This is a genomic window from Pseudomonas sp. VI4.1 (assembly GCF_002029345.1).
Lineage (GTDB): Bacteria > Pseudomonadota > Gammaproteobacteria > Pseudomonadales > Pseudomonadaceae > Aquipseudomonas.
In genome coordinates this window covers 1-22657 of sequence record NZ_MULM01000091.1, presented here as the reverse complement: position 1 = coordinate 22657, position 22657 = coordinate 1, and the positions used below count along the sequence as shown (strand labels likewise).

Genomic DNA, 22657 nt, shown 5'->3' with positions numbered 1-22657 from the left:
AGTTGATTTTCAGTGAATACAAAATCCGTGAACCACACCAATCCCCCTGTAGGAGCCCGGCTTGCCGGCGAAGGCGTCATCATGGGCGCCGCAAGACTCAAGGCCGCCCTCTGCTTTTACAGCACAACGGCAGCAGGAATTCGCGAGGGCAGGACAAAATATAATAATACGTCATAGAATAACATTACACGCCCTATCGGCTATCTACCGACAGCGCCATCCGCCCCCTGCCTGCGACTTTCCATGACCCACCTTACCCAAATCCCCCCCACCACAAACGTCAGCCAACGCCTGATGTCCATCGATGCCCTTCGGGGATTGGTGATCATCTTCATGCTGCTGGATCACGTGCGCGAAACGTTCTTCCTGCACCGTCAAGTCGCCGACCCGATGGCCATCGACACCACTGACCCGACGTTATTCTTCAGCCGCACGCTCGCCCATTTATGTGCGCCGGTATTCGTTCTGCTCACGGGCCTGTCCGCCTACCTGTACGGCGAAAAGCACCGAGGCAAGCACGATGTGTCGCTGTTCCTGTTCAAGCGTGGCCTGTTCCTGGTGCTGCTGGAATTCACCCTGGTGAATTTCGCCTGGACATTCCAGCTCCCGCCCACCGTGATCTACCTGCAGGTCATCTGGGCGATTGGCGTCAGCATGATTGCCCTCGCGGCGCTGGTCTGGCTACCTCGGCCAGTCCTCTGTGTCCTGGGCCTGATCATCGTCGCCGGACACAACCTGCTCGATCCCCTGCACTTCCCGGTCGGCTCGGCGATGCACATCCCTTGGGCAATCCTGCATGATCGCGGCTGGCTCGAATTCTCGGACAGCCTGCGCCTGCGCAGCTCATACCCGGTACTGCCATGGATCGGCGTGATCGCCCTGGGTTACTGCATCGGCCCCTGGTTCTCTCGCGCAGCCTCCACCCCCGTGCGTCAGCGCTATTTGCTGCTGGCAGGCGCCGGCGCATTGATCGGCTTCGTCGCCCTGCGCCTGGTCAACGGTTATGGCGAGGCGCACTGGCTGGTCTATGAAAGCACCCCGCACACCGTCATGAGCTTCTTCAACATCACCAAATACCCCCCTTCCCTGCTCTTCCTGTCGCTGACGCTGGGGGTGGGCCTGCTATTGCTTCTTGCCTTTGAACGGGCGCAGCAACGCAAGTGGATCGGCACCTTGGCGGTGTTTGGCGCGGCGCCGATGTTCTTCTACCTGCTCCACCTCTACGTACTGAAAGTGATGTACGTGATCAGCGTGGCAGTGTTCGGTGCGAACCAAGGCAACTACTTCGGCTTCGACAGCATCTGGGCGGTGTGGCTGACGGCGGTGCTGCTGGCTGCAACGCTGTATCTGCCAGTGCGCTGGTTCGCCGCATTGAAGGCGCGGCGGCGCGATATCGGCTGGCTTAAATACTTTTAACGGGACACAGGTGGCGGGGGCGCGCGCTGGCAAGGCGTTTGCCCACACCTTTTTTTTCGACGCTGACCGAGCAGCTGTCGGCCGCCCGCTGCACAGCCTCGGTCGATTGCTGCCCTTCGCAACAGGCAGGAATCGACCAACAGCGGCACCCCGACAAGGTGGGTCAATATCTCCAGAAAACCGGAGTTACCAGTACCAACACCGTCAGGATTTCCAGCCTTCCCAGAAGCATTCCCACGGTCAGTAGCCATTTGGCGGCATCCGGTAATGATGAGAAATTACCGGCCGGCCCAATGATCGCGCCAAGCCCTGGCCCGACGTTACACACTGCGGTAGCTGCACCGCTCAATGCTGTTGTCCAATCAAGTCCAATGAGCGCCAAGCCCAAGGCGATGGCAGCAATAGTGATGGTGAAGAAAAACGAGAAGGTCAACAGCGAGCGCAAGATCTCCTCGTCGATGGGATGACCGTTGTACTTCTTCTGAATCACGGCTCGAGGATGGATCAACTGCTTCAAACTACTGACCAACAGGGCGCCAGCAACCTGAAATCGGAAGATTTTAAGCCCGCCTGCAGTTGAGCCTGAACATCCTCCGACAAAGGTCAGATAAAAAAAGAGCAAGACAGCGAAGCTGCCCCATAACGTGTAGTCGCCAACCGCAATTCCGGTGGTCGTGACGACCGAGGTCACATTGACTGCCACGATACGAAACGCATCCCACCATCCGTAATCGCTGTGAAAACACAGCCAGGTCCCCACAGCCAGCGATGTGACGAGCAAGAATCCAATAAATCCGCGTACCTGGTGGTCCTTGATCAGCGCAAGCCGATCGCCCCGCAATGACGCGACGTACAAGGTGAATGGCAGGCTGCCCAGAATCATGATAGCCGTTGCCACCCAGTGAATCGCTGGTTGCGTCCAATGCCCAAGTGAGGCATCCGACGTTGAGAACCCGCCGGTAGAGATCAACGACATGGCGTGGTTGACCGCTTCGAATGGCGTCATCCCAACGAGCCAGAGCGCCAGGGCGCCGATGCCAGTAAGCCCCAGATAGAGCACAAGAATATACTTGGCTGCCATATGGGAACGCGGTGTCACTTTGTCCGACCAATCTGAGGACTCTGTCTGGAACAGACGCATGCCGCCCACTCGCAACAGTGGGAGGATCGCCACAGCCATGCCGATAAAACCGATGCCTCCCAACCAATGCAGCATGGAGCGCCATATCAGCAAGCCGGGAGATGCGCTATCCAGACCGGTGAGTACAGTCGAGCCAGTGGTTGTGATGCCAGACATCGTTTCAAAGAATGCGTCGGTGTAGCTGATATCGCTGATAAACACCATTGGCAACGCTGCGAACATGCACACAACTACCCAGCTTGCGGTCGTCAGCAGGTACATATCCCTGGGACGAAGCTGGCCAGTATCCGGGCGCCCCCGCACGATCATCAGGAGGCCACAGACGAAGGTAATCAAACTCGACCAGAGAAATGCCGAGAGATCGTCGCTACGCCCATAGATCACCAGTGTGATCATGGGAATGGCCATGCTTACGGCCAGCGTGATCAGAAAAATGCCTAAGATGAAGCCGATAAGCCGAATTGCTGCGAAGGACATAACAGGTGCGTTCCAAATTAGCACCGCGCAGTATCGGATGCCCAACCTGAAAGCCTCGTAAATTTTGCGTAAAACTTTTACGAGCAACACCAGCCTCGCCTACTTCGAAATCCATGAAGAAAACCGGGCTGAAGAAGACACCGAATACAACAACAGCCTCCCGCCCAGCGCGCTCGTGGATTGGGCCTACGTCGGCATCAAGGCAAAAACCAAAGGCTATGAAGCCGAAATCTCCGGCGAACTGGCACCGGGCTGGCAAGTTCAAGCGGGCTACACCCACAAGGTCATCCGTGATGACAGCGGCAAAAGTTTTCCACCTGGGAGCCTGAAGACCAGCTCAACTTCTACACCAGCTACAAACTCACCGGCAGCCTCGACCGCCTCACGCTCGGCGGAGGCGCGCGCTGGCAAGGCAAAGGCTGGCAAGACGTGTACAACAGCGGCAAAGGTGTGACCCAAGAGTTTTCCCAAGACCCGTACTGGCTGGTCGACCTGATGGCGCGCTACCAGGTGAGCAAAAACCTCTCCGCGTCGGTGAACGTGAACAACGTGCTCGACAAGAAGTACTTCACCAATATCGGGTTCTACAGATCGTCGTACTACGGGGATCCGCGGAACGTAATGGTGTCGACACGCTGGGATTTCTGACGTCCTGCCCTCCTCTGCAAATAGCGTCCGATCAATTGCTCAGGCCACTGGACCGTGGTCTTGGGCTCCGGACCGCTACTCAGTAGCTGCAAGATTTGCATGACTTCGCCATGCATGCCCGATAGTAGTTCTGAGCTTCTACCGCGATGGACTTGTCGGTGATACTACGGTCCCTGCGCACCTTGGCAGCGGTAGGATACTTCTGGTTGGTCTCGGCATTGCAATCGCCCACCACTTTTCTGTCTTCCGGCGTCAACTCATCAAGTGGTTTGCCTTCACCCGCCTTGGGAAAGACGATTCTGCCGAACACCAACTGTGGTTTCACGCCACCGTGTTTAATCGCCCACGCCTGCAGTTCAGCCTCATCGAGTATTCCCGGATACCTCGAATGCACATTGACCCTGCCTTTATTGGGCACGATATCGATAGTCGCATTGAACATCTGATGCGCGTAGTCATGGAATGCCGGCCGTGCAAACTCGGGCATTTCATAGCGATCGTCGAGGATCTTGAAGCCGACACCATTGGTCAATAGCGCCTCCACCGAGACCTGCGCCAGGTACTGATGCAGCAGTGCCGTATCCCGGCGCTCGCGCGCCTGCTCATATTGAAGGAAGACTTGCGGCAGGTTGGGTGCGGTACTCGGGGTTTCTCGCAAGAGCTGGCGGGCCCGCAGATAGTCTGGAACCACCGTTTTCATGTCTTCGGGAATATTGTCCTGGACCCTTTCCCGGTCGTTTCGCCATTTTTGCATCGTGCAGCTGTTCTGGCAGGCCTGCTGCTCGGCGAAGGTGCCGTAACACACGCAATCGGCCTGAGCCAATACCGGTGCGCCGAAGCAAAGCATCAGCAGCATGGCCTGCCAGAGCTTGGGGGGGATAAGCTGGGGGGGCTGTGAATCGATCATGGTTTCCGTCCTCGCCTCTGCACGAGCGTGGATGATCAGTCCAGATGCGTGGGACAGCGATTGCACTAGACCGGTTGCGGATTTAGAGCGACGAGCCGCAATGTCGCGACGATGACCTTACGTGCAGGAGGTTCGATCCACTCGATGATTGAGTGTAGGTGAAAGAAGGGACTGTCAGATTTTTTAGGGGTCTACTATTTAGATAGGCCCTGTAGCTTCTAAAAGGAGCGCACGATGAACGACGAACAGGTAGCACCCGAGACGCAAGGCGTTACGGTGAAGTTACTGGCAACGGTTGACCTTGGTCCTGAGATTGAGGGCATGGCAGGCCGCCAACTCAGAATGCGTATGGTGACCATCCAGCCTGGAGGCGTCTTTGGCCCGATTCACAACCATAAAGACAGGCCGGGCACCGTCTATATACTGCAAGGCACGATCACGGATCATCGAAATGGAATTGCCAGGGACTATGCGCCGGGAGTGGGCTGGCCTGAGGACAGGAATACCACTCACTGGCTTGAGAACAGAGGAACGATTCCAGCGGTGGAGATATCGGTTGATATTGTCAGGCAAGAGTAAGTGCTGGGCTAACTGAATTGCACTGGGGTTTATAGACGCCCGTACTGGCTGGTCGACTTGATGGCGCGCTACCAGTTGAGCAAAAACCTGTTCGCCTCAGTGAACGTCAACAACGTGCTCGATAAGAAGTACTTCACCAATATTGGGTTCTACAGATCGTCGTATAAGGAGATCCGCGGAACGTGATGGTGTCGACACGCTGGGATTTCTGACTTCTTGCTCGCATCTGCAAATAGCGCAGCAGGCAACAAAAAACTTATTCCTGTGGTGCGGTCATCCCCCAGCAATCTTTAACCGAGGCTACGAAACCTGCACAATTGCCTGCTTTTTCTCGACAGGAAGTCCGACCATGCAACGGATTGTGATTCTGGGCAACGCCGGTAGCGGCAAATCCACCCTCGCCCGCGCCCTCGGCAGGCATCTTGGCCTGCCGGTGGTGCACCTGGACACATTGTTCTGGGAGCCCGGCTGGGTCGAACCGGACGCCGAGAAATTCCGCGCACGGGTCAGTGAAGCGATCGCGCCGGATGCGTGGATTTGTGAGGGCAACTATGCGCGGCGTACATTTGATCTTCGTTTGCCCCGTGCCGACTTGATCATCTGGCTTGATACGCCGCGGGTTACCTGTTTAGCCCGGGTGATCGTGCGTAGCGTGATGAACCGGCCACGACCGGATCTGGCTACAGGTTGTAAAGAGAAGATTGATCGGGCGTTTTTGACCTTTCTGAGTTTTGTGTGGAATTTCGATCGTGGTTATCGTCCGGGCATTGAGGCGGTGCGGTTGGCTGTGGGGCCACATATTCCTACGGTGCATTTGTGTGGTGACCGGCAGATTGCTGCATTTTTTGATGGCTTACATCAGCTGAAACCCTGTCTTGAGTAGATGGACAGCAGCATTCGCCACCGGTGGTAATACTGAGACAACCACGCTCGTATGCGATGAGGGACGAGCAGAATCGCACTCCATCAAGAACGTCCGGTTTTAGGTCGGTTGCAACCCTGTGCGACAGGCAGCAACCGGCCAAGAGCGGTCGTTGGTGACGGGGGCTACGAGCTCGGCTGTCGGTGCCGGGCATAGAGTATTGAACCACCCACTCCCGACGTTCCTCTAGTTTGCAGTTCAAACGTATCCGGATACCCCTTGATCAACTCACTGAGCTTTTTATAACCATGGGTGCGAGGGTCGAATTCAGGTCTCAATTTGCTGATGTTGGTGCCCAGCGCACCCAAGTGAGCCCAGCCGTCCTCGTCGGCAATGTCATCCAAGATCTTTGCGATGAAACTTACTGGTGCCTTGGGTAGCTTTTTTACTTCGGGCGTACTGGCGACTTTGATGGCCTCGATTTCGGCGGGTGGCTCGGGTTCGGGTCGACCATGTCCATTGCTTGCAGCAACAAGCACTTCACCGCGCAGCAATTCGGTATAGATGAACTTGTCGCAGGCCGACACGAACGGTCTCGGGGTTTTTTCTTCACCAAACCCGTAGACCGTCAAACCTTCTTCTCGTAACCGCGAAGCGAGGCGGGTGAAGTCACTGTCGCTCGAAACCAGGCAGAAACCGTCGAAGCGTCGGGTGTACAGCAGGTCCATTGCGTCGATGATCAAGGCACTGTCTGTTGCGTTCTTACCTTTGGTGTACGCGAACTGTTGGATAGGCTGAATCGAATGGTCGAGTAGCACCTTTTTCCATCCACCCAACTGAGGGCCAGTCCAGTCGCCATAGATCCGCTTGACGTTGGCGACACCGTACTTGGCGATTTCTTCGAATAAACCTTCGACAATTGCTGCGGGGGCATTGTCGGCGTCGATTAACACTGCCAAGTGTTTTTGCGTGGGGGTGGGTGCGTGGATGGCCATGGGTCGTCCTTGAGTTGAGGACTTCAACATACCGTTAAATCACGGATGAACAAAGGGATCACCGCTTCGCGCTAGAGAGCGAGTTTTGCCAACGGCGACGGGTTTGCGGTGATGTGCAAAGCGGAACCGATTAGCCAATGACTTTTAATCGACCGATAGCAGCCGATGGTCAGAGGCTGCTTAGGGTCCAGAGTGTGTAAAAACACAGACACCGTCTGGAAGTCTGCGTTGCTACATAAAATCTGCCAACACTTGGCTAGTCAGCAGACCTGAAATTTGCGTAGGAACGCGATTTTCGTTCTGGTTCTGACCGTCAAACCTGCTCTAAAACGTTTTTACACAGCCTCGGTCGCTTTCTGCCTCTCGCGACGGGCAGAAAACGGCCAAAAGCAGTCACTCGCGAGTATCTGTTTCACCCAGGAATGACGCTGACAGTGTTAACGACGCCGTCTTCGCTAGTGTCCCGTTCGACGCCCAGGGGAGTGGCGCGTCGGTCTCGCAAATAGCGATAATTTTTTCGGCTTTCTTCAATCTGTCCGCGTTCCAGCGTGGCATAGACAGGATGTCCATCGGTGGATTCGACCAACACATTTCCGAACGGATCGACGGCGACACTCTCGCCAGGAAACGACAGCCCCTTACCTTTACCAATGCGATTCACCAAAACGGCAAAGCATTGGTTTTCCATGGCGCGGCTGATCACGGCGCGTCGGTGTACGGGGCCGTAGGGGTCCATGTTGCCATCCAGCACGAGGATGACGTCGGCGTCCAACAGGGCCAACGAGCGGGCGGTCTCCGGAAACTCGATGTCATAGCAGATGAGCACGCCCACCCGTAACGAGGCAATTTCACACACCGCGTACTGCGAGCCGGCATCGAAAACGCCCCAGTCCGTATCGGGCCAGAGATGAGTCTTGCGGTATTTGAGGGCAATGCGCCCCAATCTGTCGACCAACATCGCGGTGTTATAAGCCCGCCCGTCAGCAAGCTCGCAAAAGCCAAAAGCGATGGCTGTATTGCTATTGCGTGCCGCCTCCTGAATGAGTCGGATGGGCTTGCCACGGGTCGTCAGCCCAACGGTACCAATCTCATCCTTGGTGGGAAAACCTGAGAGCGTCGTCTCCGGAAACACGATTAAATCTGTATCGATCGGAGCATTGCGGATAATTGACAGCATATTGCTCAGGTTGATGTCGACCTGTGCGTCCGTAATGGGCAATTGTGCCAGCAAAATGTTCATGGAAGCCTCCATAAAAAAGGGCACCGCACCTGGGTCGATGGGAGCGGTGCCCTGAAACGTCAAACAATGCGACTGTCGATCAGAACCAGAAAACCGGAGTTGTCGTCAGCAACTCGATTCCGGTCCGGGTGACGATGAAGTTCTGCTCCCACCCAACGCTGCCGACACCTTTTCGTGTCATGAAGGACTCTCCGGAGGCGACCATCCCTTCTTCGAAAATATCGTCCGCCGTGACCGAGTCCCGGTTGATGATCGGGTGTTCCCACATGGAGCCGTTGCCGTGGCCAAAGTACGGCCATTGCTTGGCGGCCAGATCCTCTTCTTCGGCCACGCGTGCCTGCACGCGCTCGGCCTCGCCGACCACGTCGAGCACCCGGGCGCCGTGTTTCACGGAGTTCATCACCGCCTCCGTGATGGCGTAAGAGTCGATCAGCAGCGAGCGCTGCTCCGGGGTGGGCTTGCCGCCGCAAACCAATGAGCGTCCTGGATCGAGCCAGTACCCCTGATGCGTGGGCCCATAGATCCAGGTCCTGACCATATCGCCCTTGCTCGGCGCGCCCATGGAATACCCGTACATTGGGTCACGCTCGAAGAATTGACTGTCCTCGTCGTTGCCGAAGTTCACTGGAATCCGCAGCCATCCTCCCCCGCGACGCGTAAGTTCATAAGCGCCTTCTGCCGCTGCCTCGGCCGCAGTCTTGCCCGCGTAAAGGCTGTCGCACACGCGGTATAAGGCGCTGGAGACCATCTGCCCCGCTTCGCGAAACATGTCCAGCTCTCGCGGGCTCTTAATCCGGCGGCAGCGGCGGATCAGGTTATCGTCATACTCGAACTGGATACCGGGCGTCTGTTCCGCGAGCTGCCTGGCGTACTTCATCGGCAGATTGTCGGACCCGACGAACACGACGCTGCGATGAGGCTTGCGCGCGTTCAGAGCCTTGGCGACGCTGCTGATCGGGTCATCACTGAAGAAATAATCGCCGCAGCGCACCATACGACGGCGCACTGTCGCCACGTCGGCATGCAGTTCAGGTTTCTTTCCAAGCTCCAATATCACACAGCAGAAACCTCGTGCGTTCCAGATTGGAGAATCCGGTTCCTGGCCAGAATGTTCCGACCAGAAGTTGGTGAGCCAAAGTGTTTCCATGGCCCGCTCATAGTGGCCGGCTGTCTTGCCCCAGACAATGGCCAACTCATAACCCTGCCGGCGCATTTCATCTTCCACTTTTCTCCAGCGATCTTCATATTCATCCACTGGAAAATAACCGTCAGGGTAATTCATTCTTTCGATAGTCATCACGATTACCTCAATCTTTGTTTTTATACATAAGTGCGCTGAATACTGATCAGCGCTCGAGCGCCGTAGCCGTCATATTCAACCCATGACAAGAGAATTAAAATACTGCAAATCTGCACTATTGCTATCGTTGTCAAATTAACCAAGGAACGAAATCTCGTATCGCTAGAGGTCGCGTTCCACGACAACATGTGCAAGTTGTCGAAGTGCATCGGCTTCTGGGCCAAATGCATCCAGTGCCGTTAACGCTCCCCGCAGAAGTTGCGAGGCATATTGCTGCGCCCCTTCCAATCCCATTGAAGAAACAGCGGTGGACTTGTCAGCGTGCTGGTCCGCGTGAACCGCTTTCCCCAGGGCAACCCGATCTCCGACGACATCCAGAATGTCGTCGCAAACTTGAAAGGCTCTTCCGATCAGTGCGGCGTATTTTCTCAAGGCCACGAAGCGACTCGTTTCCACAGCTGCGCCACTCGCCATTGCGCCCAGCACGACGCTGGCCTCGATCAATGCGCCGGTTTTCAAACGCTGCATTTCAGCGACTTGCTCCAGAGTCGGTCGGGCACCGGCCAGCGCCATATCGAGAAACTGGCCGCCTGCAAGACCAGAGGGGCCAGCCGCCCTGGCCATGACCGCCACCATTTGTAGCCGAGTCTCGGCACTCACCGCTGATGGTTGCGCCAACGATTCGAACGCCAGAGCCTGCAAGGCATCCCCCGCGATCAAGGCGTTGCTCTCGCCGTAGGCTACATGCAACGCCGGCTTCCCTCGACGAACGAGCGCGTCGTCCAGTGCCGGTAGATCGTCGTGTATCAAGGAATAGGCGTGCATCAGCTCCAACGCGCAAGCGACACCGTCCGCAGCGTCAAGCTGCCCTCCCATGGCTTCACACGCACTGTAAGCGAGGATTGGCCGCAAACACTTACCCGGCTCAAATACGCCGTAAGCCATGGCGTTATACAGCTTGTCCAGTGAGGGACTTGAGTGTGTCAGTAGTTTCCGCAATCCACTGTCCAGTCGAGCGCGAAGTATCAGATATCTTTCGCTGTCCAAGTTTTTATGTGTTTGCATCACTGGTTCACCAGATTTATTCGTTATCCGTAACGGCAGCGCGTAACGTAGAGTGCGTGTAAGAAGGTGCGGCCCATTTCGAATAAATAACCCAACCCGCCATCGCCAGGAAAATAATCATGATCGGCACCGCCCAGTTTTCGTACCACGCAAGTTCCGGATAACGAGGCCACGAAATATTGACCGTTTCAAATAGAGTCCAACCTGTTGCCGCGAAGATGGTGGGAATACTCAAGACTCCCAGAGAGAACGGCCCCTCTCGCCAGTCTCCTTTCAATACGCTTATACAAGCGCCCACCAGCGGGAATGCAAAGGCGAGATAGAATCCGGCAATACTGAACGCCAATAACAGCGGATAAATATTGGTAAAAGACAACATGAACAACAGTGCCGATAACCCGCCCGTTAAAAGAAAAGCGCGCGTAGGCAATTTGTCATCCCCACTCAGCTGTCGCAGGAAATCCGAGCAGGGAATGGTTCTATCCCGAGCGAACGCCCAAATAACCCGCGATACCGACGCCTGAATGCCCAGCATGCACGCTAGAAACCCGATAATGAACAGCACCAGCATGCCCTTGTAAGCGATCTGCCCTAAATGAGTGACCAGCGTCACCGTGACAGGGTCGCTACCGGCGGGGAACTGCAAGGTGGGCAACGCCAAAATCAGCGAAAACGCCGAGAATGCCACCACCGCGCCAACCGACAGCAGGCAAAACAGCATCGCCTTGGGTACCGCTCGTTCAGGATCTTTGACTTCCTCAGCAACGGCACCGGCGCTTTCAAAGCCTACGAATGCCCAACCGCAGTAGGCGATGGCGAGCGCTACTTTCGACGAGAAAAAGCCGGCGATACCTGGTTCCGGCCAGGCAAACACCTGAGCGTCGGGAATCAGGATGGACAGCGCGTTGACTTTGAACTCCATCAGCAACAACACGCCGATGCCGACCGAACCGATCACTTCGGCACCAATGCATAACCAGACGATGGTCGAAAAAATTTTTCGGCCTTGGGTATTACCCCACGTGGCGAATGCGATGAGAAACAGGGCAATCGGCACACTGATCATCTTGTCGGTCGCATCGATGCCGAACAGTTGCGCCACGAATCCCGCGCCGCCAAGGGCTACCGTTGCAATGGTGATCGGCAGCGTGCAGATGTACGTCCAGCCCGCAAACCAGCCAAAGCGACTGCCGAGCAGGTACTTGGACCACTGATAAATACTGCCCTCATACGGAAATCGCGATACCAGCATGGCGAAGACCAACGCCACCAGCAGTTGCCCTGCCATGGCCACCACCAACCCCCACCAGAAGGCAGGACCGACCGTTAAAATGCCGATACCGAAGATGGAGTAAAGCGCCACGATGGGCGAGATGAAGGCAAAAGCCAGGGAGAATGTGGAGGAAAAGTTAAGTTCACGCTGGAGGTGATGACCCTTTTCCTGACAATTGTCCTTGCCAACCGATGTGCTGTTCATGAGCATACTCCCGCCGCTCGCGTAATCCGCGAGTCTTCAAGTTCATATTGTTATCGTTGTAGGTCGGCCGCTGAATGACCGTTGTTGCGGGGATGCGTGCCGAGCCTTGAAGGCGATGTTAGCGCTCGTCACCGACTGTACCAATAGTGCTAATCTGCACTAGCCACCGTTATGACCGCCCGAACATGTGCATCATGAACAAAGAGAATATTTCCCGTTCACTGGTGATGTCGAGTTTGGCGTACAACCGCTGCTTATAATTTCTGACCGTTCCCAGGCTGAGATCCAGTTTTTCTGCGATCACAGGCATCGAATATCCACGTAAGGTTTTTTCGACCAGTTGTCGCTCGCGCGGGCTGAGGTGATAAGTATCATAGAATCGTTCGAAGAACTCTTTTACATCCGTTTGTATATACCCTTCGCTTTTTTGTTCGAGAAATACTGCTCTGACGCTCGCAGTAGAAGCGGATACATTCCTGGAATATTCCCAGTGGGCAATCAAACCCTCAACATGAACCGCTATCAGTTCAGGCTGACTCAATATGAATTCCAACTTTTCTTTTTCGAAAGCATGACCGGTCAAGGCGTTCCATGCGGGGTTTTGGTAGATGACCCTGTTATCACTTCCTAATGTGAGTACGCCGACCTTTCCATTCCCGAACAGGGCACCAAGCCCCTCCATGAACTCCGTTCGCATGTGCGCGGCATGCGCAGCGACGATGATCGGGTACAGGGCAGTGAAAAAGGCGATTTCATCCTCATTGAACAGGGTGTATTCGCGATCAAAACAGAAACCCAGATAACCCCCACCGATGACAGGCAGCATCAGCGTCAACTCGTCCAGAATCTGCCCCGACTTGAATATTTCATCGTAATAAACATTGGACTCATCCTCGCTTTGCATGAGCGAAAACGTGACTACAGAGGGCACACGATCTTCAGTCACTAGCCGAAGCAGAGGGTCGATCCTATAGAGGTGATCCATGTATTGCGTAACCGCCTCGTGGCTCAATGACGTGTTGACGATGAATTCGGGGGCAGAAAACCTGCTGTACTTGATAGCAAGCCAGCGCTCACAGTCAATATATTGTCCCAGCGTTTCAAGCACGACGGCATAAAAGCCCTGTCGCCCTACAGCATCGACAACGGCCGCTATTGCTGCCGCCACACGCTTATGATCATGGAAGACTTCACTCATGAGGACCTCTGATTTTGCAAATGCCTAACCTCGTAAAGCATAGTCCTTTTACAGTGCGCCATGCCCGACGGTTCCAATACGTTACTAAACCTTAATTTAGGCAAGTATCGAGCACTATAATGTTTGACTCGGGTGATTATATAACGTGCCAGCAACCGACAACAGAGCACCCACACGAGCGCCGTAGCAAATACAATGCCACGCTGACACAAAGAATGAGAAACACAATAGTGCAATATTACACCATTGACTTTTTATCAAGATACGACGCATCACAGCGATTGAATAACATTAACTCTTGAGCCTGCTTAACACCCTACAAATTCTTACTCAGTAGTTTAGACGCGGACTACATAAAACAGAATCCGATCTCAATACCAAACAAGTAAAACATACCGTGCAACTCAGAATAGACTTTGGGCAGTGATAGTTCCGGGCTAAAACTGCCTGCTACAAATCAGAAACGGCTGCTGGTCAGGAGCGGGTGGTGAAGCTCTCAATGTCCACCGTGGTCTTTTCGTGGCTCTCGCGACGGGCAGAAAAACGGCCAGACTTGGACTGAACGGCTGCTTTGGGGTCGAAAATTGCCACCGACAAACCGCGAGACGAAAGCTCTGAATGCGCTATTCGGCGTCGAGCAAAATCTCATACCGCTATGCCAAAGCGTTCCCCACATCCGCCGAGGGCGAACTCGCCAAGGGAGACACCTTGAGCATTGCGTGCAAGCCCCCCCTGAATAAGTGCATTCGTTACGCCAACCCATTCATTGGTACACCGGATACTCCTCACATAACGCTGACTGAGTGCAGAAATCAGTCGTGCAACAATATTCAATTAAACAAATTAAACATCCGCAAAACGCGCATGTTTAATCGTCCTACTGCTTACGTCCTGAAAGCTACAAGACCTTGCGCCGTTGCCTACGGGTACCCCAGAATCCGCCGGCTTGTGCGCCTGTGGCCCGCTCGGTAAGTTGATTCCCGTCACTGCCCATCAGTGATCGGGTTTAGCAGCTCGTGGTTTTCCGGTGAAGTGCACAAGCTCTTTCAGTCAGGCATTGCCTGCACTCGATGGTAGCTGTGCGCAGGGCGCCTTCGGGCGCGCCGGTTTGCTGGATCCCCGGTCTGCTAACCTGCGTACAGCTGCCTCCCTTCTCGTTTAGCAGCAGGAGGGCCGGCACTCCATTGAGGATCCCGCAAATGGTAAAGCCTTCACCCAATCCCCCGGACACCGATCCGGCATCTCCCTGCGAAAGCCGCAACTCAAACAAACTCAACGAAGCCGCCGAAAGCGCCCTCGCCCCCCGCGCCCCCTCGACCGCCGACATAAAAGCCACCCCACGCACACCCAGCACCCTGTTCACCGTCGACCCGCACGCCACCACCGAAACCCTCGCGGTCTATCTGGTCGAAACACTGGCCTCGGTCGACGTGATGGTTCATCACCTGGTGGATCATCTGGACGGCGGATCGCGCCACGCCCTGCTGGGTATTTCCAACAGCATCATGCTCGCGGAAATCACCGCGAACCGGATGCTGGATCAGATCGATCCACCCACTTGAGGCAGAAGCAAACCCGTCCGGTATCGATCTACAACCGTGAGCGTCCACACCTGTCTTTGAAATACAAAACGCCCGATGCGATGCATCGGGCGTTAGGGTGAATCAGGTGTAAACCTATTTCAGGACCAGACAGATTACAGCTTCGTCACAAAAGTCCGAGCCTGATACAGCACAAAGCTGCTAAGCACAATAATAACGGCGACTGCGAGCATGTCGGCGCCCGGAAAACCCCAGAAATCAGACATAGTGCTTCCTTAGTGATAATAGTAAGTGGCAACAACCATCAGGCCAGCGCTGTGTCGCGCATGCGTTGGCGACCAAAGTCGCTGACCCTGAACTTGAACAGCACTCGGCCGGGACCGAAATAGGCCTGATCATCCAGCGTCTCCTCAACACTTTCGATGATGCCGCTGGAGAACAGGTCCGTCAGGGTGACGCGGGTGTTGCCGCGCCAGTAGGCACCGCAAATACCGTATTCACTCATCAGCGCATCGGTGATTTGCCAGTCCCAGATGCCGACGTCCTGCTGATCGTTGATCAACTGGAGAATGCGGCCCTTCATATGCAGCTTATTCATGGCTTGCTCCAACCATCACGAGTCCACAGCATCAATGGCGGTGCCAGGTTTTTTGCTGTCGGTTGATACGGCGCGCACGACTTCGAGCACCTCATCACTTTCGGTGAACATCACAAACCCGCCCGCCACAAACAGCACCAGACCAGCCAGGAAGTTCCACTCGGGAAACTTCAGCGTGAAGGCGGCGAGGAAGATCACCGCAAACAAACCATACAGCGCGGCAATTGCTTGCCCGCGGCCGACGCCAATCAGTGGGAACGACTTGTACCAGGAGACGTAGCAGAACCCGAAAGTCACGCCCGCTAACGTCAGCCAGCCGATGGCCGCCCAATTGAATGTGGCGACCACCAGTTCGACTACCGGTTGATCGGTAAACAAATAGATGGCCGGCAAAATCAGTGCGACCCAATACAGCACTTCGGCGGTAAAACGCACTGTAATGCCTACATCCGGGTCGGCAACGTCGAGCCCGCGACCGGCGATTGCGCCTTCTACACCCCAGCCAATTGCAGCCATTGCACCGCCTAGATAGCCCAGCCAGCCGGCGTCACCGGTGCCGGTGATTTCAGCAATGATGCCGGGTGCATACACCGTCACACCGCCGGCCAGGATAATAAAAATACCCACGGCTGCACGCCGGGTGATTTTCTCCTGGTACCAGAGCCTGGCCAGCGTTGCGCCGATGATGGGGTACATCAATGCGGAAATGGCCGCGAAGGCCCCGCCGATATAACCGATCGCCAGATACGAGCCGAAGATGGCCATCGGGCCGCCAAAGATGGCGCCGATGAAGAACCACTTGGAGATGTAACGCATCTGTTTGATGGTGCGAACGTACTCGCCCCACTTGCCCAGCACCCCGTTCCAAACGAACAGGAAGAACAACACGGCAACGGCGTTGAAGGTGGTCAGCACGGCTGCCGCCAACATGAACTCGGCATTGGTGTCGTACTTCAGGTCTGCAAAAGGCGCTTCGAACCAGACTGCGGAACCTGGAACGTACCAGGCCCCCCAGAGCACGGCGCACCACAATGCCCACGTAAACCCCCAGCGGATGCTGCTGGTGGTGAAGCGCGACCGTGCCTGGCTCAGGCTTGGCTGATTCATGTAGATGCCGTTGCTGGCTTCGATTGCTTGTCGTGCAGGAAGGCTTCCAGTGAATCGTCCATCGCATCCATCCACGGCGTGTGATGCACGGGCGCCAGGGTGCCGGTCAGCGTGGAGCGGTAGCTTTTGTTGCGATAGCCGAGGATATCGGCGGCTTTGTGATGCTCCCACTCCTTGAAGATATCAGCCACGGCGAGAACATCGAAAGGCGGGTAATCGGTTGGCTCAAGCAGGTCGAGTATGTAGGCGGCCTGATAGTCGATGGCTTCAAAGGGATCGGCCACTTGCTCTTCGCGGGCCACCCATTCACGGCTGTCGCGGGCCATGGCTTGTTCTGCTGGCAGCTTGATGCGGCCAAGCATAATGTCCCGGGCATACCAGGCCTGGGCATCGAACATGTTGAAGGTGTAGTACTGATCCTGCATGCCGAGGAACATCAGCTTCGGATTGGCCAAAGACACGATGCCTTTATACAAGCCTTCCGGGTACAGCCGGTTGCGCGTGGTCAGCGTCAGCTCGTTGGGCAGGAACGGGAAGTGATGCCGATACCCGGTGCACAGGATGATCGCGTCGACCTCTTTGCTGGTGCCATCCTTGAAATGTGCGGTCTTGCCGACCACATGGGTGAGCAACGGTACTTCGGCAAAGGATTGCGGCCAATCAAAGCCCATAGGCTTGGTGCGATAGCTGAAAGTAACCGATTTGGCGCCGTACTTGTGGCACTGCGTGCCGATGTCTTCTGCCGAGTAACTGCTGCCAACCAGCAGCAGATCTTTGCCTTGAAACTCGCACGCATCGCGGAAATCATGGGCGTGCAATACGCGACCGGGAAACTGTTCCAGGCCTTTGAAGTAAGGCGCGTTGGGGGTCGAAAAGTGCCCGGTGGCGACGATGACGTGATCGAACTCTTCGGTGATCAGTTGGTCCTGCTTGAGGTCGCGCACGGTGACCGCGAACTTGCCGGTGCTCTCGTCATAGGCAACCCAATGCACCGCTGTATTGAAGCGGATGTGCTGGCGCACATTGCTTTTGGCGACGCGGCCGATGATGTAGTCACGCAACACGGCGCGTGGCGGGTAGGAGGGAATCGGCCGGCCGAAGTGTTCTTCGAAGCTGTAATTGGCGAACTCCAGGCATTCCTTGGGGCCGTTTGACCAGAGATACCGGTACATGCTGCCATGGACGGGCTCGCCATGCAGATCCAACCCGGTGCGCCAGGTGTAATTCCACATGCCGCCCCAGTCATTCTGCTTTTCGTAGCAAACGATCTCGGGGGATTCAGCGTCGTCGCAACGAGCGGCTTCAAATGCACGTAACTGTGCCAAGCCGCTAGGGCCGGCGCCAAGAATGGCAACTCTAAAAGTCATAAAGACTCCTTCTTCAGGCGGTTCATCGCACGCGGGATCTTGTTGGCCCTGGCGACGACTGAGCGCGGAAAAGAGTGACGCTCGTACCGGTAACGGTCGGGCCATCAAGCTCTGGGTGATGCGCACTGAAATCGGCTTAACCGATGGCGCAATGTGATGAAGGCTGCATCTGTCGGTGAAACAGAAGGCCGGGGGTGGGCAGGCCACCAATGAAGCGCGGGTTCTCGAGAAAACGCTGGAAGGCAGCGTTCGATCCGGTCAAACAGGAGAAAAAATGCTTGAACCGGTCAGAACCTTAACACACCTGACGTAGGGAGAGGGCTTTTTCCTGAAAATAACCATTGATGATGGTGACGCTCGCATGAGCTGATTTATTTTTTTCAGCAGGTGCCGGCAGTTCATGATCGTGGTGATTTCGCAGATCAGCGCGCTGAGTGTCAGGCGTACGAACTGGCGTATTGGCGTGATTTCAAATAGCGCTTCTTCCATCGTCGGATCACTCAGGTAGAGCCAGTTTTGCAGCGTATGAATGCGCAACATGGTTTCCAGCGGATAGGGTTTCGAACACGGGTCGCGGTAGGGACGGGAGTGACCTGCCGCCTCCCGCCCAGATCCGTACGTGCGGAACTACCGCATACCGCTACTGCCTCGGGTATGGGAGGCGAAGCGATCCTCAGGGTAAGGATGTGCATCCCTGGGTTTTGGCATGTAGATGTCGGCAAGGTGTGTTCGCCGGCCCCTTACCTTGCAGGACTTTACAGCAGGCAGCAATACGGCCAAAAGCGGTCATCCCCGCTGACGACGAATCTTGCTTAGTCGCCTTCTCAATGCCACATCAAACGCCAGGGCGCAGCAAGTCCAGCAAAAGCCTAAACGCAGGCTTCGGCTGCCTGCGGCTTGGATAGTAGAGGTGATAGCCGGTCACCGTAGGACACCAATCTTCTAACACTCGTACCAGACGCCCTTCGAGGATGTGCTGTTCAACGACGTCTTCCGGGAGATGAGCAAGTCCGACACCTGCAAGTGCAAAGTCCAGCATAAGAGGGACCGTGTTACACACCATGTGGCCCTCCGCGCGGACTCTGATCTCACGCTCCTCTTTTGCGAACGGCCAGGACCAAAGCCCACCTGATGTTGGTAGACGCAGATTGATTCCGATATGGGCTGTCAAATCATGAGGCGTGATGGGTTTAGGCCTGCGCTTGAAGTACGAAGGCGAACCAACCACCGCCTGCCGAAAGTCAGGGCCTATGCGAACCCCGATCATGTCCTTAGCCACCTGCTCGCCTAAACGAATCCCCGCGTCGTACCGTTGCTCGACGATATCCACCAAGCCGTAGTCATTGTTGATTTCGACCCGAACCTCTGGGTAATCCAACATAAGCCTACTAACTGCTGGCGTTAGGATCGTCGCAGAGGCGTGTTCTACCGAGGTAATCCTTAAGGTACCTGCTGGCTTTCCGCTCAACTCAGATAGATCTGCCAATCCAGCTTCGATCCCCTCAAAGTGTGGAGCTATCGAGCCTAATAAGCGTTCTCCAGCCTCTGTCGGTGAAACGCTTCGAGTGCTGCGAGTTAGCAGCTGCACACCCAACTGCTCTTCAAGCCGTCTGAGCGTCCGACTGAGTGCAGGTTGTGATGTTCCTAACTGAGCCGCCGCTTTGGTAAAGCTCCGCTCACGTGCGACCGTCAGGAAAGCAACCAAGTCGTTAACCGTGTCTCGCATGATTGATATCCAAATGATATAGGTCCATTCCTACCATACCATCTAATCATTTGTCGGATGCGCTGTTAGATTGGGTCCACATTCAGTGTGGGACCTCTCATGAACCCGATCTATGACTTCAACGGACAAGTGGCCCTAGTGACTGGTGCAAGTGCTGGCATCGGTCTTGCTGCGGCACAGGCTTTCGCCAAAACAGGCGCTGCCGTAGTCCTGGCTGACATCAATAAAGCTTTGGTTCACAGCGAAACCGACAAGCTGCTTGCTGCCGGGTACAAGGTTACTGCCGTCGTTTGTGATGTAGCGGATGAGACGCAAGTGGCCGCGATGATTCAACGTACCGTTGCCACTTATGGCCGCCTGGACATGGCCTTCAACAACGCCGGTATTGCTGGCCATTCCGGTTCATTGACCGACGAAACAACCGAATCCTTCGACCAACTCAATGCCATCAATTTGCGCGGTGTCTGGGCCTGCATGAAACATGAACTGGCTCAGATGGAGCGCCAGGGCAGCGGCGCCATTGTGAACTGCTCATCGTTGGGAGGGCTGGTAGGTCAGGCGGGGCGTGCCGCCTATCACGCGACTAAACATGGTGTGATAGGACTGACCAAAAGTGCGGGTGTCGAGTACGCCGCTCGCGGAATCCGAGTGAACGCCGTTTGCCCCGGCGTCATTGACACCCCGATGTTCACTGACCTGCTTGAGCGATCTCCCGAGGCGATGGAGAGCGTCAAACGCGACCAACCTATTGAGCGTCTGGGTCATCCGGACGAGATCGCTGCAGCAGTACTTTGGTTATGCAGCTCGGCGGCGAGCTTTGTGGTCGCTACGGCTTTGCCTGTCGATGGTGGTTTCACAGCGCATTGATTCTGCAAGACGAAAACATACGTACTCAGGAGTTTTTATGGACAGCGACAAGCCGGTATCAGGTTCGGACTTTTTCACCTCTCTTGGTCGTCGCGAGTTCGTGACTAAAGCCGCGCTTACAGGGGCAGCCCTGGCAGTCGGAGCTTCGGCATGGGCAGGGTCTTCGGTCCCGCCGACCGTTGTCCAGAACTCGAAACCACCTTCTGGAGGGGCTGAAAAAATGACTAAACGTCATCTAGGTAATTTAGAGGTTTCTGCCATTGGCGCCGGCTGCATGAGCATCAGCGCCAACTACGGCCCACCTGCTGATATAGATCAAGGCATTCGAACGCTACGCACAGCTTTTGAAAAAGATGTCACCTTCTTCGATACAGCGGAAGTATACGGTCCCTATACCAACGAAGAGTTGGTAGGCAAAGCCCTCAAGCCCTTTCGCGACCAAGTAAAGATTGCCAGTAAATTCGGTTTCGCCATCGACGGCACCATCGGTCTAAACAGCCGCCCGGAGCACATCAAAAAGGTCGTCGAAGCGTCTCTCAAGCGTTTGCAGACCGACCGTATCGATCTCTACTACCAGCATCGGGTCGATCCCAACGTGCCCATTGAAGACGTAGCGGGTGCTATCAAGGATCTGATCGCAGAAGGCAAAATTCTGCACTTTGGTCTGTCTGAAGCCAGTGCAAAAACCATTCGCCGCGCACACGCGGTGCAACCTGTGTCTGCTATTCAAACAGAATACTCATTCTTCCATCGAGACCCAGAGCACAACGGGGTACTCGCCGCATGTGAAGAGCTGGGGATCGGTTTCGTGCCATGGGCGCCGCTGGGCGAAGGCTATCTGACCGGCAAAATGGACGCTAACACCAGATTCGATCCAAAGACCGATTTCCGAGGAACATTCCCACGTATGTTCCCTGAAAACATGACAGCGAATATGCCAGTCGTGAATATTCTGAGGAGGGTGGCCACGGCAAAAGGCGGGACGCCTGCACAAGTCGCGATTGCCTGGTTGCTCGCACAAAAGTCCTGGATCGTGCCGATCCCCGGCACACGAAGAGTCGATCACCTGACTGAAAACCTCGGGGCGCTGAATATTCAGCTGACAGGTGAAGACTTGATGGTCATGGAGCAGCAGTTCTCCAAATTGACGGTACATGGCGAGCGCATGTCTGAAATGCACATGCAGCAGATCGACCCGACTTAACCCAGCGGTTTTTCACCAAGTTTGTTTGGCCGGGGTTCGCCGATTATGAGCGAGCACTGGGCCACCCCTACGGTGAGTGGCTATGCGTTGCATACCCACAACTGCAACACTCAGCCCTGGCACGTTCATGTGGTGTCCGGATCAGCCCGGGACAAATTGTCTGCAGCACTACTCAGGGACGAAAACGAGGGCTATAGAACTCCAGATTTCAGCTTTGACGCTGGAGCATTCAAAGGTATCTACGCCGAGCGTCATTACGCGATGGCCATGCGTCGCAACGACGCCGCAGGCATTCGTCGCGATGATCATGTTGCCCGTTATGAGGACATGCTGCGTAACCTGAAATTCTACGGCGCGCCGCATGTTGCGTTTCTGTTCATGCCGGTGATTGGCGACAGCGTTCGCACCGCAGGGGATATCGGCATGTATGCGCAGACGCTACTTCTTTCGCTGGCAGCTCACGGATTCGCCGGCACCCCTCAGACCGTATTGGGGTTTTACCCAGGCAGCTCAGGTAATTGGCCCGGCGATAGGCTATTGCATACGTTCACTCTCGTCGGGTTCAAGAAAACCAATTTGTTAACTAGGGATCATTAGTCAGATGACCGCGTTATTCACGCCCTATACGTTGAAAAACGTCACACCCGAGGGAAGGGGCAGCCGTTGCTACCTGCTCGCCACAATTGCAGCTCAAGCATTGAGGTCAACCATATGATCACGCTCTATCACTGCATGAGTGCCCGCTCATTTCGGCCACTGTGGACACTGGAGGAATTGGGGTTGAGCTACACATTGAACATGCTGCCTTTTCCGCCGTAACCGGCCAGCAAACACACCTTCCTGACCCCACCGCCAAAGGCGATGGTGTCCACCTCAATTTAAGTGGACACCACTTCTAGCCTTTTAAGAGGGTCTTTCATGCAGCCACAACGCCGTTCCTAT

At 55.4% G+C, this 22657-nt stretch carries 19 protein-coding genes and 3 pseudogenes; 9 read left to right on the top strand and 13 right to left on the bottom strand.

What is annotated here, in order from left to right; translation table 11 throughout:
- Positions 1 to 243: 243 nt before the first annotated feature.
- Entirely contained in the window at positions 244 to 1416 is a 1173-nt protein-coding gene (locus tag BZ163_RS04140; protein WP_128869881.1) for a DUF1624 domain-containing protein, read from the top strand.
- Positions 1417 to 1579: 163 nt separating this feature from the next.
- Here the strand turns inward: BZ163_RS04140 and BZ163_RS04135 are convergent, their stop codons facing one another.
- The gene (locus BZ163_RS04135; protein WP_128869880.1) at positions 1580 to 3034 is read right to left on the bottom strand and encodes a TrkH family potassium uptake protein; all 1455 of its coding nucleotides are present in this window, start codon (positions 3032 to 3034) and stop codon (positions 1580 to 1582) included.
- Positions 3035 to 3119: 85 nt separating this feature from the next.
- Between BZ163_RS04135 and BZ163_RS04130 the strand changes: the two are divergent.
- Positions 3120 to 3682, top strand: a pseudogene (locus BZ163_RS04130) (TonB-dependent siderophore receptor); the annotation flags it as partial.
- A 79-nt stretch (positions 3683 to 3761) separates the two neighbouring features.
- On the opposite strand, the gene BZ163_RS04125 reads toward BZ163_RS04130, so the two are convergent.
- Positions 3762 to 4589 (bottom strand): hypothetical protein, encoded by an 828-nt coding sequence (locus BZ163_RS04125; protein WP_128869879.1) that lies wholly within the window; start codon positions 4587 to 4589, stop codon positions 3762 to 3764.
- Positions 4590 to 4823: 234 nt separating this feature from the next.
- Here BZ163_RS04125 and BZ163_RS04120 point away from each other — a divergent pair, with 234 nt between their 5' ends.
- The 3 genes and pseudogenes from BZ163_RS04120 (at position 4824) to BZ163_RS04110 (ending at position 6051) form a co-directional block, all read left to right on the top strand.
- Positions 4824 to 5168, top strand: a complete 345-nt coding sequence (locus BZ163_RS04120; protein ID WP_128869878.1) for a cupin domain-containing protein — start codon at positions 4824 to 4826, stop codon at positions 5166 to 5168.
- A gap of 42 nt (positions 5169 to 5210) precedes the next feature.
- Positions 5211 to 5380: pseudogene (locus tag BZ163_RS04115) on the top strand (hypothetical protein); the annotation flags it as partial.
- A gap of 137 nt (positions 5381 to 5517) precedes the next feature.
- Entirely contained in the window at positions 5518 to 6051 is a 534-nt protein-coding gene (locus tag BZ163_RS04110) for an AAA family ATPase (RefSeq protein ID WP_128869877.1), read from the top strand.
- Positions 6052 to 6215: 164 nt separating this feature from the next.
- On the opposite strand, the gene BZ163_RS04105 is transcribed toward BZ163_RS04110, so the two are convergent.
- From BZ163_RS04105 to BZ163_RS04080, 6 genes are all read right to left on the bottom strand, one after another.
- Positions 6216 to 7025, bottom strand: a complete 810-nt coding sequence (locus tag BZ163_RS04105; protein WP_128869876.1) for an NYN domain-containing protein — start codon at positions 7023 to 7025, stop codon at positions 6216 to 6218.
- 412 nt (positions 7026 to 7437) lie between these two features.
- Positions 7438 to 8265 carry a carbon-nitrogen hydrolase family protein gene (locus tag BZ163_RS04100; RefSeq protein ID WP_128869875.1) on the bottom strand — a complete coding sequence of 276 codons (828 nt, stop codon included), beginning with the start codon at positions 8263 to 8265 and terminating at the stop codon, positions 7438 to 7440.
- Positions 8266 to 8344: 79 nt separating this feature from the next.
- On the bottom strand, positions 8345 to 9562 hold the full coding sequence (locus tag BZ163_RS04095; protein ID WP_128869874.1) for a Xaa-Pro peptidase family protein: 1218 nt from the start codon (positions 9560 to 9562) through the stop codon (positions 8345 to 8347).
- Between the two features lie 165 nt (positions 9563 to 9727).
- Positions 9728 to 10630, bottom strand: a complete 903-nt coding sequence (locus tag BZ163_RS04090; RefSeq protein ID WP_128869873.1) for a polyprenyl synthetase family protein — start codon at positions 10628 to 10630, stop codon at positions 9728 to 9730.
- Between the two features lie 16 nt (positions 10631 to 10646).
- Positions 10647 to 12107, bottom strand: coding sequence for an APC family permease (locus BZ163_RS04085; protein WP_168187308.1), 1461 nt, complete (start codon positions 12105 to 12107; stop codon positions 10647 to 10649).
- Positions 12108 to 12276: 169 nt separating this feature from the next.
- Complete coding sequence (locus BZ163_RS04080) at positions 12277 to 13305, bottom strand: helix-turn-helix transcriptional regulator (RefSeq protein ID WP_128869871.1); 1029 nt, start codon at positions 13303 to 13305, stop codon at positions 12277 to 12279.
- A 1199-nt stretch (positions 13306 to 14504) separates the two neighbouring features.
- Between BZ163_RS04080 and BZ163_RS04075 the strand changes: the two genes are divergently transcribed.
- A complete protein-coding gene (locus BZ163_RS04075) occupies positions 14505 to 14867 on the top strand; it encodes a DUF6124 family protein (protein ID WP_128869870.1) in 363 nt (120 codons plus the stop codon).
- A 283-nt stretch (positions 14868 to 15150) separates the two neighbouring features.
- Here BZ163_RS04075 and BZ163_RS04070 read toward each other — a convergent pair whose 3' ends face one another.
- The 5 genes and pseudogenes from BZ163_RS04070 to BZ163_RS04050 all read right to left on the bottom strand — a co-directional run bounded on the left by BZ163_RS04070 (position 15151) and on the right by BZ163_RS04050 (position 19647).
- Positions 15151 to 15444, bottom strand: coding sequence for a hypothetical protein (locus BZ163_RS04070; RefSeq protein ID WP_128869869.1), 294 nt, complete (start codon positions 15442 to 15444; stop codon positions 15151 to 15153).
- A gap of 15 nt (positions 15445 to 15459) precedes the next feature.
- Positions 15460 to 16551 (bottom strand): DMT family transporter, encoded by a 1092-nt coding sequence (locus BZ163_RS04065; RefSeq protein WP_128869868.1) that lies wholly within the window; start codon positions 16549 to 16551, stop codon positions 15460 to 15462.
- The gene (locus BZ163_RS04060; RefSeq protein ID WP_128869867.1) at positions 16548 to 17918 is read right to left on the bottom strand and encodes an NAD(P)-binding domain-containing protein; all 1371 of its coding nucleotides are present in this window, start codon (positions 17916 to 17918) and stop codon (positions 16548 to 16550) included. The genes BZ163_RS04065 and BZ163_RS04060 overlap by 4 nt, the downstream gene beginning before the upstream one ends.
- A 304-nt stretch (positions 17919 to 18222) precedes the next feature.
- Positions 18223 to 18479 (bottom strand): annotated as a pseudogene (locus tag BZ163_RS04055) (transposase); the annotation flags it as partial.
- A gap of 274 nt (positions 18480 to 18753) precedes the next feature.
- The gene (locus tag BZ163_RS04050; RefSeq protein ID WP_128869866.1) at positions 18754 to 19647 is read right to left on the bottom strand and encodes a LysR family transcriptional regulator; all 894 of its coding nucleotides are present in this window, start codon (positions 19645 to 19647) and stop codon (positions 18754 to 18756) included.
- A 96-nt stretch (positions 19648 to 19743) separates the two neighbouring features.
- Here BZ163_RS04050 and BZ163_RS04045 point away from each other — a divergent pair, with 96 nt between their 5' ends.
- The 3 genes from BZ163_RS04045 (at position 19744) to BZ163_RS04035 (ending at position 22312) form a co-directional block, all read left to right on the top strand.
- Positions 19744 to 20511, top strand: coding sequence for an SDR family oxidoreductase (locus tag BZ163_RS04045; protein WP_128869865.1), 768 nt, complete (start codon positions 19744 to 19746; stop codon positions 20509 to 20511).
- A 220-nt stretch (positions 20512 to 20731) separates the two neighbouring features.
- Positions 20732 to 21715 carry an aldo/keto reductase gene (locus BZ163_RS04040; RefSeq protein ID WP_128869882.1) on the top strand — a complete coding sequence of 328 codons (984 nt, stop codon included), beginning with the start codon at positions 20732 to 20734 and terminating at the stop codon, positions 21713 to 21715.
- 45 nt (positions 21716 to 21760) lie between these two features.
- Positions 21761 to 22312, top strand: a complete 552-nt coding sequence (locus BZ163_RS04035) for a nitroreductase family protein (RefSeq protein ID WP_128869864.1) — start codon at positions 21761 to 21763, stop codon at positions 22310 to 22312.
- Positions 22313 to 22657 lie beyond the last annotated feature (345 nt).